Here is a 14,052-nt window from a genome sequence, read left to right on the forward strand (position 1 = left end):
GGCGTCGGCGGAGAAGCCGCCGAACACCACCGAGTGCACGGCCCCGATCCGGGCGCAGGCCAGCATCGTGATCACCGCTTCCGGGATCATGGGCAGGTACACGGCCACCCGGTCACCCTTGACCACGCCGAGGGATTCGAAGGCGTTCGCGCACCTTTTGACCTCTTCGGTGAGCTGCGCGTAGGTGTAGCTGCGGGTGTCGCCGGGTTCGCCCTCGAAGAAGATGGCCACCCGGTCCCCGAGCCCGTTTTCGACGTGCCGGTCCAGGGCGTTGTACGCGGCGTTGACCCGCCCGCCGACGAACCACTTCGCGAACGGCGGCTCGGACCAGTCCAGGGCCTGGCTGAAGTCCGTGTCCCAGTCCAGCAGTTCCCGGGCCTGCCTGGCCCAGAACGCCGGACGGTCCGCGTCCGCCTCCGCGTAGACCCCGGCGCCGACGACCGCGTTCGCGGCGAACTCCTCGGTCGGCGCGAACTTCCGGTTCTCATGGAGAAGATTTTCAAGGGCATCACCATCCTGCTCGGGACGGCCTGGTGGCGTATGGACGTAGTTTTCGCGCATCTTGTTAGTTCCTCGTTTCTCTGGGTTGTCCCGCCAACATGGAGGATCCTCACGCGGCACCTCCCCACTGTCCCATCGGGCGAGTTGCGTGACAGGTCAGCTCCTTCTTAATGACGGGGTCTTTCGATTGTCTAGTGACTGAGCCACAAGCGATGCGTCGAACTGGTGCGAAGATGCAACGTCCTGGTGTGAACGCACGACTCGGCCATATATCAGTGAAAAGACTGGGTCCAGCACCGAGGGTTCGAGCCCGCTCGCTGTAGCCAACGCGCGGAGCTCGTTCAAATGCTCGGCCTCGCGCTGGGGATCTGAGGCAGGAAGCGAGTGTTTAGCCTTGAGCTCGCTTACCTGTCGTGTGATGTCGAACCGCACCGCAAGAACGTGTAGCAGGGCGCTGTCGATGCTGTCTACACTTGCTCGAAGTTCAGCAAGTTCCGCGGCTGCATTCCCTTCGGCTTGCGATGGTGAATCGGGCGAGGACATGACCTAATCTTTCATGATGAAAAGCTACGGGGTGACGAAACCTTGGTCCCATCGAGAGCTCGGGCGATCCAGTCAAGTCGTTCGAGCGGCATCATTGCGTAGTGATAGAAGTCAACACTGGACGCTCCTGCGGCACGCGCGGCTGAAACCTTGGCCGCGAGGTTCCCCTCGTCTGAGCAATCAGGCTCGAGCGGCCGGAGCCCGTACGAGATCGGCACGTCCTCACCGAGCAGAGCGCGGTAGCCTCTCATCATCGTGTCCGCCCGCTCTGGGTCATCCGTGTAGATCAGGGCGAGATACTCGTCGGCAGCGCCTGCCGCTGCCCGTGGATCGATCCCGAGTCGTCGCGCGGCCGTCGATGTCGCCTCCTCCGGTGTGACATCGGTCATCACGTGCGACATCGCTCCCGAATGATCGATGAAGCCGAGACGCACTCCGTTGGCCATGGCGACATTTGTCATGTCTCTGGTCAGCGCGGTGATCGTCGCAACCCGCGAGACTGCGTACCGGTCGAGGTCCTCAATAAGGGCTGCCTCGAACCCGACCGTCGCCCCGGCCAGTGCGGCATCGATGGCGTAACGGAGCCCGGTCTCGAGCGATGGGACATCAACCCCGTGCAATGCCCCCGCTGCGGCGCATGAATCGCAGAAGCAAAGCCCTAGCGCATAACGCACCTGGCCGGGGATGTCGATGAGGTACCGCTCATGGTGCTCGCCGTGCTCGAAGGCACGATAGTGCAGGCACTCTGCCAGCAAAGTCGAGATCGGGTAGCTACAGATGTCGGCAGTGAGCGCTGCGAAATGGTCTTGCACGAGCGGATTCGACGGACATAGATCACCCCGCATCCTGTCCCCGAAGACGTTCCTGACGGAGGTGTCAGGAACCGTTGCGCTCAACCTTGAATTGTGCGAGTAAATCGTCCACGCTTTCACGTCAGTGCCGCGCCGCTCGGCGGCATCCGTCACCAGGCCGAGTACGTCCACACCGTCCGCGTCACTAGCAAGGGGAGGAGCGAATCCGCCGGGGTACAACTTCTTGTTCGGCCTGAACCAGGCGATGTCTCCCTCATGACGGTAGACCCGATGGCGCGGGTTGTGCGGGAAGACGTCCCGGGCGTTGTGATAGGTCGCCGACAGCGAGATCGTGTCCACGCCAGCCCGGGTCGTGACGTTGTCAAGCACCGTCTCGACACCCTCGCCGACGATGTCTGTGCCGAAGACGAACATCGACGATTTCATGCTCTGCTCCTGTCGTTCTTGCGGAACACCGTTCCGGCTTCCGCTCCTGTGTCTTCGCCGTCGCAGACGACGATCCTTCCATTGACCACAACGGTGCGCACGCCGGTCGAGAATTGGTGCGGCCGGTCGAAATCAGCCCGATCGGAGACAGTCGCCGGGTCAAACAACACCAAATCTGCCGCTGCCCCCGCTCTGATCACCCCACGGTCGCTGAGGCCCAGGCGCGAAGCGGGAAGCGATGTCATTTTGCGCACCGCATCTTCGAGCCCCAAGACCTGCTCCTCACGAACATAACGACCGAGGATTCTCGAGTATGTGCCGTAGTTTCGCGGGTGCGGGCGCCCGCCCGCCTCCGGGCTGAGGGTCCAGCCGTCGCTCGCAATTGCAGTGAACTCGTTAGCCATGATCGTCCTGAGATTCTCTTCGGACTGGCCGTGCACAACCGTCAGGATGTCGCCGCCCGCTGCAGCCAGCATGTCGAGAACAGTGTCGACCGGTTCCTGATTCCGTCGTCCCGCCACCTCCGTCAGCGTCAAGCCGATGTACTGGGCCAGCGGTCCTTCCGGGACCTCTGCGATGACAACGGAGTCCGGTTCGAACACCCGCAGCCCTGCGATGAGGTCTTCCGGCCGTTGTGCGGCAATCACCTCGCGGATCGCGGCGCGCTGCTCAGGGCTCGCAAGCCGTTGCTGCATGGCCGGGACGCCACCGACGAGCGCCCAGCGCGGCAGGATGACCGCGAGGGTTGTACTACCGGCGGTGTATGGGTACTGGTCGAGCATGACATCGAGGCCACCCGCGCGCGCCGATTCGATGAGCGCGAGCGAGGCAGCGAGCTTCGGCCAGTTGTCGCGCCCCATGATCTTGTGGTGACTCAACTGCACCGGAACGTGCGCCCGCCGCCCGACATCGAGTGCCTCTGCCACCGCTTCGAGGAGTGTCGTCGCTTCACTCCTGATGTGCGTGGCATAGAAACCGCCGTAAGGTGCCACTGCCTCGGCGACAGCGACCAGTTCTTCCACGGCGGCTGCGCTGGCGGGCGCGTAGGTCAGACCCGTCGACACTCCGAAGCCACCGGCCTGCATCCCTTCCGCGACGAAAGCCTGCATCGCCTTGAGCTGGGAGGCGTCCGGCGCGCCGGTGTCGAAGCCCATCACCGTCATCCGCACTGTGCCGTGTCCGACGAGGCAGGCTACGTTTGCGGCGAGAGGGAGCCCATCGAGCAGTTCCAGGTACTCTGCGGCGCTGCTCCAACTGCCCCAAGGCAACCCCGCGTCGAGGAAGCCGCTGTACTCGCGCAGCATGTCCGCGTGCTCCTCGACGACTGGGAAGGGCGAAAAGCCGCAATTGCCGGTGAGGTGCGTGGTCACGCCCTGCAGAGTCATCGAAGGCGCCCGGGGGTAACTCGGCAACGCGAAGTCCGTGTGGGTGTGCAGGTCGATGAACCCAGGGCTCAACACCATCCCGCGCGCGTCGATGGAGACAGCCGCGCCGCCCGTGACCGAACCGACGGCGTCGATTCTGCCGTCGACCACAGAGACGTCGGCGGTGAAGGCGGCCGCGCCCGTCCCGTCAACGACGCTCGCCCCGCGAAAGACGATGTCAGGCATCTTGGAGAACCGCCATAACGCTCACTTCGACCAGGACGCCGGGCCGAAGCCCGCAGTAAATGGTGGTGCGCGCGGGACGCGGCTCTGAAAAGAACGGGGCGTACGTTTCATTGAACTCGGCGAAGTCGTCGACGTCGGTCAGGTAGGCGCTGGTGCTGATGACATCATCGAACGTCGCGCCGGCCGTGGTCAGGGCAGCTTCGACATTCGCCATCGCGAGCCTGGTCTGGGCGGTGACTCCCTCAACAAGTGAGCGATCGGGAAGGTATCCGCACTGACCGGCGATGGCGACAATGTTGCCGATGCGGACACTGGCCGAGTACGGGCCCCCCGGCGCCGGACCGTCGGGGACGGGGTTTGCAATTCGAGTCATGTGTGACCTCCTGGTCAGAAAAATGTGAGAACACCGTCGACGACGTTCCAAGCGTCGTCGACCAGCGGAATGAACGGCATTTTGTCGAATGCGCCGCAGGGATGCGAGAGTCCCAGTGCGACGATGTCCCCGGGAGCGATCGACACGGAGGAACCGACGGACATGAACGCGTGCTGGTCCATCATCCCGGTGACGATGCAGTTCTCGAGTTCGGCGATGGAGCCGTCCCTGCGGTGCACCCGCATGGGCAGCGGCATCTCGACGTCGTACGGAACATCCCTTTTTCCTGTGCCGAGAATGACGAGACCGGGCTCAGGCACAGAGAGCACCACGGCCCATGACTCCAAGGCATCACGCAGGCTCAGCGTCTCGTCGGCTTCGCGTCTGCCGTCAAGGGGTGACAGCCGGTGATACCGTCCTGCATCGTGCGAGAGATAGCATCCGCTTCTCAGAACAATACGGGGAACAGCCGTTCCGGCCGGCCAGTTCGTGAAGCTCTCCACAACGCGGTCGAAATACACGCTCCCGCCGGCGCTCACGATGACCTCGTCTCCAGCGAACAATCCAGCGGAAGAGAGCGAGACCACGAGCCCGCGCACGGCGTTGAGCAAGTCGTCGACGGCGGCGATGTCTTCGACGGACGCCGACCGGCCAGCGAGCCCCTCGTAGGTTTCGACACCGACCAGTTCGAGCGTTTGCGATGCGGCGATCGATTCAGCCAGGCGCATGGCATCGGCAAAGTCGCGGATGCCTGTCCGTCCCCCTGGGACGCCAACCTCGAGCAACACGGGCAGACGCCGCGTCGTGAGCACACCCTCGAGCGCCGCATCCATCACAGCAACCGTCTCGATCGAGTCGACGAGGCAAATGAACTCGAAACCGGCATCGCGCTCAAGTTGCCCGCCGACCCACCGAAGCGCATCCGCTTCGACGAGTTCGTTCGCAAGGATGACGCGCGGAACCCCGAACTGACGCATGATCTGAACCTGACCGGGCGTGGCGGCTGTCATCGCCCATGCCCCGGACTCAAGCTGCCAATCGAACAGCTGCGGGCTCATCGTTGTCTTACCGTGCGGTGCGAGCGAAACACCGTTGCGCTCACAATACGCAGCGAGCGTGGCAATGTTGTGTCGGACCGCCTCAACGCGAAGCGTGGTGACCGGGAGTGAGAGATCCCCGCCCGCCACGTTCCAACCGCGCGAACCGATCTCGGACAACGTCACAGTCGCCCCGAGCGGGACTCCCTTGTATCTCCAGTCGAGCGTCGCGTGCTCGATCGTCGAGAGATCCATGATCAGGCGACCGGGTTCTGCGCGATGACTGTGTTCCGGAGCGTTCCGACACCCGGAATGCTGCTCTCGACCACATCCCCTGCTCGAATGACGACTGCCCCGGGGGTTCCTGGGGAGATGATGTCGCCGGGGTACAGCGGCATGACCTTGCTGTGGAAGCTCACCAGGAAAGCAGGGGAGAACGTCATCTGGGAGACGGTGTTCTCTCGCCAGACTTCGCCGTTGCGCACCGTCTTTACCACAACGTCCTCGAGGCTGCCGTCGTCGCCGAGGACCTCGTCGAGGGGAACAATCTCTGGGCCGAACGAGAAGAACGACGGAAAATTCTTCGAGCGCGTCAAGAAGCGGGGGTTGCGCTGAAGGATGTCTTCTGCGGTCTGGTCAAGGATCGGAACGACCCCCCAGACGTAGTCAAGAGCCTCTTCTTCTGAGACATCGCGGCAATAGCGGCCGATCACGATGCCGAGTTCGGCTTCTGCAGTCACCCGCTCGCTCTGCTCGGGAAGCACGATCTGCCCGTCCTGGCCGATGATCGTATGGTCGCCCTTCATGAACGACGCCGGCTCTGTCGGCACGTTCTCCGACAAGTCCCCGGCGTGGGCCCTATAGTTCAGCCCGATTCCCCAGATCTTGCGCGGCGAGCGGTAGGGTGCGGTGAACACGACGGTCTCACGCGCCGTGAACACCTCATCAGGGGCGGCCTCTGCAGCGGCACAGGCTGTCGCGAACAGTTCGTCGTCCAGAAGCGTCATGGCGTCACCGCTGAAACCGGGGACCAGGTCCTCAACCGTGGCCACCCCTCTTCCCGGGTGCACGATGACCGCTTTCGCGTCGTCTTTCTGCATGATCGTTGCGAGATGCATTGTCATTTCCTTCACCTATTCCGTCAGTACCAAAGTTCTTTGTTCACGATGTTCTCGAGCGGTGCACCTTGGACGAATGCCTCTGCATTGCGCTTCAGCACCCCCAGGCGCCGATCGTCGATATAGGGCCCCACCACGGCGACATGCGGTGTCAGCAGCGCGCGCGGTTGCCGCCAGAGCGGATGCTCGGGCGGGAGCGGTTCGACCTCGAAGACATCGAGCGCGACCGAGCCGAGAGCGCCGCGATTGAGGGCGTCGTTCACGGCCTCAAGACTTACCGTCGGACCTCTGCCGATATTGACGAGCATCGCGTGGGGTTGCATCAGGGCGATCCGGCGAGCGTTGATGAGTCCCTCACTTTCGGGAGTGTGTGGCAGGGTCAGCAGCACAATGTCTGCGCCCGGGAGAAGGGAATCGAGCTCGTCAGGTGTGTGCATGGCCACCACGCCCTCGGGAGGTGACGCCAGCTGCGGATCGACCCCATGTACGGTGACACCAAAAGCCGCGAGCATCCGCGATATCTCAGCACCGATCGCGCCTACCCCGACCACAAGGGCCGTCGAATTCTGCAGATGAATGACATCCGAGTCGGCCAGATGCCGGTCCCAGTCGCCGTCAGCCTGCTGTCGTATGTAGACAGGGATGTTCCTGGCGAGTGACAGCACGAGTGCGACGGCGTGGGTTGCGACGTGGTCGTTGTAGATGCCCCTGAAGTTGGTCACGGTCACGGGATGCGCGGTGAGCTCGTCGAAGAAGTAGCCAGGGGGCGGGGCAGCCATCGGGGCCTGAAGCCAGCTGAGCCTGTCGGCGACGGCGAGCATCCTGCGGTCGAGCGTGCCGTATGCGGCTTCTGCAGCGGGGAGCACTTCCATCGCCTCGGCCTCGTTTTCGGCGATTACAACCTCCAGTCCGTCGATTGACGCGAGCTCGGCTGCCCAGGACAGTGTCAGTTCAGACTGCGGGGGAAGAATCACCATTCGCTTCGTCATGCGCTGACCTCCGAGGCCGCATGCTCGAGCCGGTTCCGCCAGTCGGCGAGGCCGGCGTAGGCCACCAGGTTGTGTTCGAAGATTTGCGCCCACCGGGGGGCGAAGTTGGGACTGTCGCCGCCGATGTGGGGTGTGATGATGAGATCGGGGCAATCCCAGAGCGGCGAGTCCTGCGGCAGCGGCTCGGGATCGGTCACATCGATGCCCGCACCGCGCAACTCGCCGTCACGGAGTGCAACGAGCAATGCGTCGCTGTCAACGAGTGGTCCTCTGCCGACATTTACCAACCACCCTGCTCCGAGGAGGGCGAACTCCTCTGCTCCAATCAACCCGCGGGTCTCGTTCGTTGCGGGGGCAGTGATCATCAGGATGTCCGCCCAGCTGCACAGCTCGTGCAGGGCCCCAGGCCCGCGAACCACCGGGACGCAACCCTTATAAGTCTCAGGTGTGCGCTTCAGGCCGGCGACCTCCATTCCCCACGCGATCGCCCGGCGGGCGACCTCCTCGCCGATGCGGCCGAGCCCGATGATCGCCATCTTCTTGCCGCAGAGCTCGTCCACCGTCATCGGCGACCATCTGTGGGCCTCGGAATTGCGAACGGACTGGCCGATTCCCCTCGTCACTCCGAGGAGCAGTGCGAAGGCGTGCTCGGCGACGCACGAGGCGTGCACTCCGTGCGCGGTAGTGAGTTCGATGCCATTCCGGCTGAAATCCTCAAGCGGGTACTGGTCGGTGCCGGCGCCGTTCCCCGCCACCCAGCGGAGGCTCGGGGTCAGGAAGTCGTCCCTCCAGTACGAGGTGACAAGCACCTCTGCACCTGCGGCAAGTTCTGCAGCGACGGCATCCCGATCGGGGGCGAGTACGACATCCAGACCCCGCAAACCCTTCACGGTCTCGGGAACGCCCGTCGGGCATCCGGGATCGACCACAACTCTTATCATCGAATTCCTTTCCATCAGACTGTTGGTACCCCGGCGCCGCGAATGCTCTCGCTGCGCGGATCAAGTACGTCACGGACGGCGTCGCCGAGCACGTTGAAGGCGAGCACGAGTGCAACCACCGCGACGCTCGGCCCGAGCACCAGCCACGGCGCCACCGTGATGTAGTTGCGCCCGGTCGACAGCATCCCTCCCCAGTCCGCCTGGGGAGGACTTACTCCCAGGCCGAGGAAGGCCAGCGAAGCGTAGGCGAGCTGGGCGGTCGACATACTAAGCGCGGCGAGCACGATGACCGAGGGAAAGACGTTCGGCACTACGTGGGTCCAAAGGATCCTGAGTGGCCGGACGCCTGCCAGCCTTGCCGCATCGAGGAACTCGCTCGTCTTGATCTGCAACGTTGCTGAGCGACTGAGTCGCACGAATCGGGGAATGTAGAGCAGCGAGATCGCGAACGAGGCGTTCAAAAGGCTGGGGCCCATGACCGCGACGATGATAATCGCAAGAAGCAGTTCGGGGAATGCGAACATGACGTCCTGCGATCGGTTGATTAGGCCGTCGACGGCGCCGCCCGTGTACCCGGCGATGACACCGAGGACGAGTCCGATCACCAGGGCGATGCCTACAGACAGCAGCGACACTGTCATGGCGATCTTCGATGCGTCGATCACTCGGCTGAAGACGTCACGGCCTAGGTCGTCGGTGCCGAGCCAATGAGCCGCTGACGGCGACGCGAGGCTGTCGACCACGTTGCCGACGTTGGGGTCGTACGGTGTGATCACCGGCGAGAGGACGGCCAATAGGGCGAAGATCAGCACGACGGCGAACGACACGACGGCTGCGCGGTTGCGCCCAAGCCTTCTCATCGCACCGCTCTTGCCCGATCGGACCCGTGGCAGGCGCACGGTTTGGGGTATTGTCTTGCTCATCATCGCCTCTGTCGTGGATCGAGGATCGGGTAAAGGGTGTCGATTACCGCATTTATCAGCACGAATGCGATGGCGAACACCATGGTCGTCGCGGTAACGGCGGGGTAGTCGCGATTATTGATCGCCTCGAGCAGTCCCCGGCCGAGGCCGGGAAGCCCGAACAACTGTTCGACGACGATCAGCCCACCGAGCATCACGCCGAGCTGGAAGCCCAGAAACGTCACAAGCGGGGGGAGTGCGTTCCGGAGTGCGTGCAGATAGTGGATCCTGTTGCTGCGTACGCCGACAGCTCTCGCGGTAACGATGAACGGGTTCCTGAGCACCTCGAGCATGGCGCTTCGGGTGAGCTGCATCGTCATAGCTGCAAACGGGAGCGTGTTCGCGATCACGGGAAGCGCCATGGAGCGAAGGTTCCCTAGCGGATCGTCCGTGAAGGGGATGTAGCTCACCTGAAACAGATCAGGCGCGACCGCCGAGACCACAAGCAGCAGAACAATACCGATCACGAAGACGGGAATCGAAAAGATTGTCAGCAGAACCGCGCGGGCGGCGACGTCCGCCCGTTTGTTGGCGTGCACTGCGGCGATGATGCCGATGGGAACTCCCACGAGGGTCGAGAAGACGAGCGTGAGGATCGCGAGGTCGGCAGACACCGGGATCTGCTGGGCGAGGTCGGCTGCCACGCTTCGACCCGTGATGGGCGATGTCCCGAAGTTTCCCTGCACGGCCGAGGCGAGCCAGTGGAAGTACTGGACGATGAGCGGCTGGTCGAGTCCGAGCCGTTGCCGCACCGCCTCGAACTGCTGTGCCGTGGCCCCCTCCTGTCCGACGAGCACACTGGTCATGTCGCCCGGGATGAGGGTTCCGAGCGTAAAGATCAGCACGGAGACCACAAGCAGCACGGTCGCCAGGCTGAGGACTCGTTTGGTGATGATGCGGGCGATCATCGGGGCACCTCCTGGATCGTCAGTTTCGCTTCTCCAGGGAAGTGGCAGGACACCATGCGGCCGTCGCCCGCGGGTGCGAGCGGCGGCTTGATCTCTTCGCAGATCTTTTGCGCGAGAGGGCAACGGGTGCGGAAGCGGCATCCGCTGGGGGGGAAAAGGGGACTGGGGACGTCACCCTCGAGCACCACGGAATCTCGATGACGCTCGATTCGGGGGTCCGGAGTGAGGGCAGATGCCCTCAGTGCGACCGAATACGGGTGCAGCGGACGCGCCACGAACTGCTCGGACGTCGCCGCCTCGACGATCTCGCCAAGGTACATCACGACGATCCGGTGGCTGATCGCCTGGACGGCCGCGAGATCGTGGCTGATGAAGAGGTACGAAACCCCCAGGCGGTCCTGAAGGTCGACGATAAGGTTTAGGATCTGGGCCTGGATCGAGATGTCGAGTGAGGCGATGGACTCGTCGTGCACAACGAGGGAAGGATTGGCGATGAGCGACCGGGCGATGGCGGCTCGTTGCTGCTGTCCGCCCGAGAGCTGGTGCGGCATGCGTCCAGCCATCTCAGGCTTCAGTCCGACCAGTGACAGCACTTCGGCGATTCGGTCGTCGGATGTCCGGGCCCGTCGCGCGCGCAGGGGTTCGGCGATCGCCTGCCCGACTGTGCGCCGCGGGTCCATCGAACTCGCAGGGTCCTGAAAGACCATCTGAAGGCCCAGGCGGCGCTCGCGACCCTCCTGCCCCCGGGCCCAGATGTCACCGCCGTCGACCTCCACTGTCCCGTCCGACGGCTTCATCAGCCCGACGACGAGCCGGGCGACCGTGGACTTGCCGCAGCCGGACTCTCCGATCACGCCGAGTGTCTCTCCGCGGTTGATGCTGAAGGAGACGCCGTCGACGGCACGCAGGGTCTGTTCTCTGCCACCGACTCTGACGGGAAAATGCTTCTTGAGGTCGCGCACCTCGAGCAGTGAGGTGGTCGATCGGGTGTCGACAGGTGCTGTGGTCATGATGGCTCATTCGGGATCAGGGCTGAGACGGGCTTGCCGGTTTGTTGCACGACCAGGCAGCGCGTGCTGCGCCCTGGCTCGATCTCAACCAGGTCTGGGTGCGTTGTGCGGCATTGGTCTTGCGCGAAGCGGCAGCGGTCAGCGAAGCGGCAGCCGCTCGGGACGTTGGCCATGTCCGGCGGAAATCCGGGCAGCGTGGGTAGCTTGCCTCGCACGTGGTCTGCCCGGGGAAGGGAATCAAGAAGCCCCGCGGTGTAGGGGTGAAGCGGCTCAGCGAAGAGGGGTTCGACGGGCGCCTGCTCGACGATTTCTCCCGCATACATCACGGCGACCCGATCACACATCTTCGCAACGACGCCCATATTGTGGGTGATGAGAAGCAAAGCGGTGCCGCGCTCGTCGGCCAGGCGCTTCATCAAGGCGATCACCTGCATCTGGATGGTGACGTCAAGTGCCGTTGTCGGCTCGTCTGCGATGAGCAGCTGGGGACTGTTGATCATGCCGATGGCGATGACAACGCGTTGGCGCATGCCTCCGGACATTTGATGGGGGAATGAGGCGCGTTGCCTGGCCGGGTCCGGCATCCCGACGTCAGCGAGGGCCTGTTCGATCCGGGCTTCAGCCTCCCGGCCGGTGGGGCCCCCATGGGCGCGAAGCGCCTCTGCCAGTTGCCATCCCACGGTAAAGGACGGATTAAGTGCCGTCATCGGGTTCTGGAAGACCATGCCGATGTCAGATCCCCGGACCTCCCGCAGCTGCTCGGGGCTGAGCTCCTTAAGGTCCTTGCCGTTGAGCCGGATCTCCCCGGCAACGATCCGGCCGGGCTGGGGCACGAGCCTGAGGATCGAGTTGGCCGTAACGCTCTTGCCCGAGCCCGATTCTCCGACGAGGCCGAGGGTTTCTCCTGCCGCCACGTCGAAGGTCACGCCGTCGACGGCGCGGACATCGCCGGCAGGGGTGGTGAACCAGGTCTTCAGGCCGCGCACTGAGAGCACAGGCGCCTTCGTGCCCGACCCGACGGTGGTCTCGTCTGTGTCGTGCGTCCGGTCGGTGTCAGTGGTATTCATAAATCGTCTCCGCCCATGAAGTGGTGGATTCCGCCGTCCGGGTCGATGCAACGACCCGGACGGCGGAGGTGGGGTGCTACTTGACGACGACGGCGGTGAGGAACTGCCGCGCGAGGGTCGGGTCCGGCGTCGCAGATGTGACGTTCGGGCCGTAGGCGATCATCGCGTTTGGCGCAGCCACCGCGATGTCGGGGAATGTGAGTTTGTCTTCCAGCTGCATGAGCGCCTGCAGGTTTGCTCCGTACGCGGACGGGTCGTCCTGCGCGGCTTTCTGCATCAATGCCGTAACCTCAGGCGGTGTTGCTCCCTGCCGTCCCGGACGGGGGGACAACAGTGACATTGGATCGCCGGTGAACGCGTAGACGTTGTCCAGGATGTCGTAGTTGGCCTTGTTCTGGTGATCGAGCCACACCGCGTTCTGTTCGGCCTGGATGGTGACGTTGATGCCCGCTTCCGCCAGTTGTGTCTTCACGAGGTCGGCGAACCGGTCTAGGTAGGTCCCGTATCCGGCGAGGTGTGTCAGCGTGATGCTAATGCCATTGGGGAAGCCAGCTCCTGCGAGCAGTTGCTTTGCCTTGGCCACGTCGCGCGTTTGGTTTGCGAGCTGGTCGAGCGGGAGGCCCCACGGTGTTGATCCAGGGAGCTGCGCACTCGGCGCTGCCTGACCAAGGAAGGCGCCCTTCACGATGGCGTTACGGTCGAGAGCGAGTGAAATCGCCGCCCTGACGTCAGGGTTGTCGAACGGAGCGCGGCCGGAGTTGATGTTCAGGCGAATGGTGTTGGTTCCCGGAACACTTGAGACCTGCACTGTCTTGCTGTTCTTAAGTTGCAGGGCGTTCTCAGCGCTCGGGAAGATCAGGTCGACCTGTCCCGACTGCACCGCGGCCACCTGGGCAGCCTGGTCCGGCATGTACTTGACCTGAAGGTCCGTGTACTTTGGAGCGGCGCTGGGGTTCCAGTAATTTGGGTTGCGCTTGAGGACCAGTTCGCTGTTCGGAGCATAGGAGACAACCTCGAACGGGCCGGCGCCGAGGACCTGGGTCTTGAGGTCGTGAGACGCTGCCCATGCCTTGCTCACGATGCCTGAACCGATCAGGAACGGGCTGCCGAGGTTGAGCAGGAAGCCTGCGTCGGGGTTATTCAGCTGGAACCGCACGTGCGTCGCGTCGACCTTGGCGACCGATGCCAGGTTCAGGAACCGCGCCTTGGCGTAGGGCAGTCCGTCCTTGAGCAGTCGCTGGAAGGAGAACTCGACGTCGTCAGCGGTCAGAGGGCTGCCGTCGGAGAACTTCGCACCGCTCCGAATCGTGAAGTCATAGGTCTTGCGGTCGCTGCTGATGGTCCAGTCCGTCGCGATCTCCGGCTGGACCTTGCCCTGGCCGTCGACCTTGACGAGACCGTTGTAGACAAGCTGCCAAGCATACATGGTGGCAATCTGCGACGACTGGATCGGGTCGAAGGTCTGTGGCGGGACCGTCTCGGCGACGACAAGTTTAGTACCTGTACTAGCCTTGTTTGCCGTGGATGAGGTGCTGCCGCCGCCGCAGGCAGTCAGCAGGGTGAGCGCAAGCACTCCAAGGACGGCAACTCCTCTTAAACGTGTTAATCTCATAGGTGTCATATCCTCTCTAGGGCTGAATCACGGCTTCAACGTGATCCAAGGGACCCCAGGGTCGACGGAACGGTCGACCCTGGTAGGGGTATTTCGAGGTGGAATACATGTTTCGGGTGCGGGCTCTTCGTGAGCCCGCAGTG

The 14,052-nt window shown here is 63.5% G+C and carries 14 protein-coding genes; all 14 read right to left on the reverse strand.

Annotated elements, in window-relative coordinates; genetic code table 11:
* Nucleotides 1–561: AMP-binding protein (locus ABH924_RS08905; protein WP_404498119.1), on the reverse strand; the 561-nt coding region annotated here is incomplete at its 3' end.
* A 96-nt stretch (nt 562–657) separates the two neighbouring features.
* Nucleotides 658–1,044, reverse strand: a complete 387-nt coding sequence (locus ABH924_RS08910) for a chorismate mutase (RefSeq protein ID WP_404498120.1) — start codon at nt 1,042–1,044, stop codon at nt 658–660.
* A gap of 11 nt (nt 1,045–1,055) precedes the next feature.
* Complete coding sequence (locus ABH924_RS08915) at nt 1,056–2,282, reverse strand: hypothetical protein (protein WP_404498121.1); 1,227 nt, start codon at nt 2,280–2,282, stop codon at nt 1,056–1,058.
* On the reverse strand, nt 2,279–3,892 hold the full coding sequence (locus ABH924_RS08920) for an amidohydrolase family protein (RefSeq protein ID WP_404498122.1): 1,614 nt from the start codon (nt 3,890–3,892) through the stop codon (nt 2,279–2,281). Before ABH924_RS08920 ends, ABH924_RS08915 begins: the two co-directional genes overlap by 4 nt.
* On the reverse strand, nt 3,885–4,265 hold the full coding sequence (locus ABH924_RS08925; protein ID WP_404498123.1) for a RidA family protein: 381 nt from the start codon (nt 4,263–4,265) through the stop codon (nt 3,885–3,887). The genes ABH924_RS08920 and ABH924_RS08925 overlap by 8 nt, the downstream gene beginning before the upstream one ends.
* Before the next feature lie 14 nt (nt 4,266–4,279).
* Complete coding sequence (locus ABH924_RS08930; protein WP_404498124.1) at nt 4,280–5,557, reverse strand: amino acid deaminase; 1,278 nt, start codon at nt 5,555–5,557, stop codon at nt 4,280–4,282.
* 2 nt (nt 5,558–5,559) lie between these two features.
* Nucleotides 5,560–6,420 (reverse strand): fumarylacetoacetate hydrolase family protein, encoded by an 861-nt coding sequence (locus tag ABH924_RS08935; protein WP_404498125.1) that lies wholly within the window; start codon nt 6,418–6,420, stop codon nt 5,560–5,562.
* Nucleotides 6,421–6,443: 23 nt separating this feature from the next.
* Nucleotides 6,444–7,409, reverse strand: coding sequence for a D-2-hydroxyacid dehydrogenase (locus ABH924_RS08940; RefSeq protein WP_404498126.1), 966 nt, complete (start codon nt 7,407–7,409; stop codon nt 6,444–6,446).
* Nucleotides 7,406–8,350, reverse strand: coding sequence for a D-2-hydroxyacid dehydrogenase (locus ABH924_RS08945; RefSeq protein ID WP_234753483.1), 945 nt, complete (start codon nt 8,348–8,350; stop codon nt 7,406–7,408). Before ABH924_RS08945 ends, ABH924_RS08940 begins: the two co-directional genes overlap by 4 nt.
* A gap of 14 nt (nt 8,351–8,364) precedes the next feature.
* Complete coding sequence (locus tag ABH924_RS08950) at nt 8,365–9,210, reverse strand: ABC transporter permease (protein WP_344787980.1); 846 nt, start codon at nt 9,208–9,210, stop codon at nt 8,365–8,367.
* A 62-nt stretch (nt 9,211–9,272) separates the two neighbouring features.
* A complete protein-coding gene (locus ABH924_RS08955; protein ID WP_234753487.1) occupies nt 9,273–10,220 on the reverse strand; it encodes an ABC transporter permease in 948 nt (315 codons plus the stop codon).
* Entirely contained in the window at nt 10,217–11,230 is a 1,014-nt protein-coding gene (locus tag ABH924_RS08960) for an ABC transporter ATP-binding protein (RefSeq protein WP_234753488.1), read from the reverse strand. The genes ABH924_RS08955 and ABH924_RS08960 overlap by 4 nt, the downstream gene beginning before the upstream one ends.
* Nucleotides 11,227–12,297: an ABC transporter ATP-binding protein gene (locus tag ABH924_RS08965; RefSeq protein WP_404498127.1), complete on the reverse strand. Its 1,071-nt coding sequence runs from the start codon at nt 12,295–12,297 to the stop codon at nt 11,227–11,229. Before ABH924_RS08965 ends, ABH924_RS08960 begins: the two co-directional genes overlap by 4 nt.
* Nucleotides 12,298–12,373: 76 nt before the next feature.
* On the reverse strand, nt 12,374–13,870 hold the full coding sequence (locus ABH924_RS08970; protein WP_234753492.1) for an ABC transporter substrate-binding protein: 1,497 nt from the start codon (nt 13,868–13,870) through the stop codon (nt 12,374–12,376).
* Nucleotides 13,871–14,052 lie beyond the last annotated feature (182 nt).

This window comes from Arthrobacter sp. GAS37 (assembly GCF_044908325.1).
GTDB lineage: Bacteria > Actinomycetota > Actinomycetes > Actinomycetales > Micrococcaceae > Arthrobacter > Arthrobacter ramosus.

What these genes read in the sequence shown, in the direction of transcription:
- ABH924_RS08965 (WP_404498127.1), bottom strand. Translation starts at nt 12,297, where the DNA reads ATGAATACCACTGACACCGACCGGACGCACGACACAGACGAGACCACC.
- ABH924_RS08940 (WP_404498126.1), bottom strand. Translation starts at nt 7,409, where the DNA reads ATGACGAAGCGAATGGTGATTCTTCCCCCGCAGTCTGAACTGACACTG.
- ABH924_RS08945 (WP_234753483.1), bottom strand. Translation starts at nt 8,350, where the DNA reads ATGATAAGAGTTGTGGTCGATCCCGGATGCCCGACGGGCGTTCCCGAG.
- ABH924_RS08910 (WP_404498120.1), bottom strand. Translation starts at nt 1,044, where the DNA reads ATGTCCTCGCCCGATTCACCATCGCAAGCCGAAGGGAATGCAGCCGCG.
- ABH924_RS08950 (WP_344787980.1), bottom strand. Translation starts at nt 9,210, where the DNA reads ATGAGAAGGCTTGGGCGCAACCGCGCAGCCGTCGTGTCGTTCGCCGTC.
- ABH924_RS08935 (WP_404498125.1), bottom strand. Translation starts at nt 6,420, where the DNA reads ATGCATCTCGCAACGATCATGCAGAAAGACGACGCGAAAGCGGTCATC.
- ABH924_RS08960 (WP_234753488.1), bottom strand. Translation starts at nt 11,230, where the DNA reads ATGACCACAGCACCTGTCGACACCCGATCGACCACCTCACTGCTCGAG.
- ABH924_RS08930 (WP_404498124.1), bottom strand. Translation starts at nt 5,557, where the DNA reads ATGGATCTCTCGACGATCGAGCACGCGACGCTCGACTGGAGATACAAG.
- ABH924_RS08925 (WP_404498123.1), bottom strand. Translation starts at nt 4,265, where the DNA reads ATGACTCGAATTGCAAACCCCGTCCCCGACGGTCCGGCGCCGGGGGGC.
- ABH924_RS08920 (WP_404498122.1), bottom strand. Translation starts at nt 3,892, where the DNA reads ATGCCTGACATCGTCTTTCGCGGGGCGAGCGTCGTTGACGGGACGGGC.
- ABH924_RS08955 (WP_234753487.1), bottom strand. Translation starts at nt 10,220, where the DNA reads ATGATCGCCCGCATCATCACCAAACGAGTCCTCAGCCTGGCGACCGTG.
- ABH924_RS08915 (WP_404498121.1), bottom strand. Translation starts at nt 2,282, where the DNA reads ATGAAATCGTCGATGTTCGTCTTCGGCACAGACATCGTCGGCGAGGGT.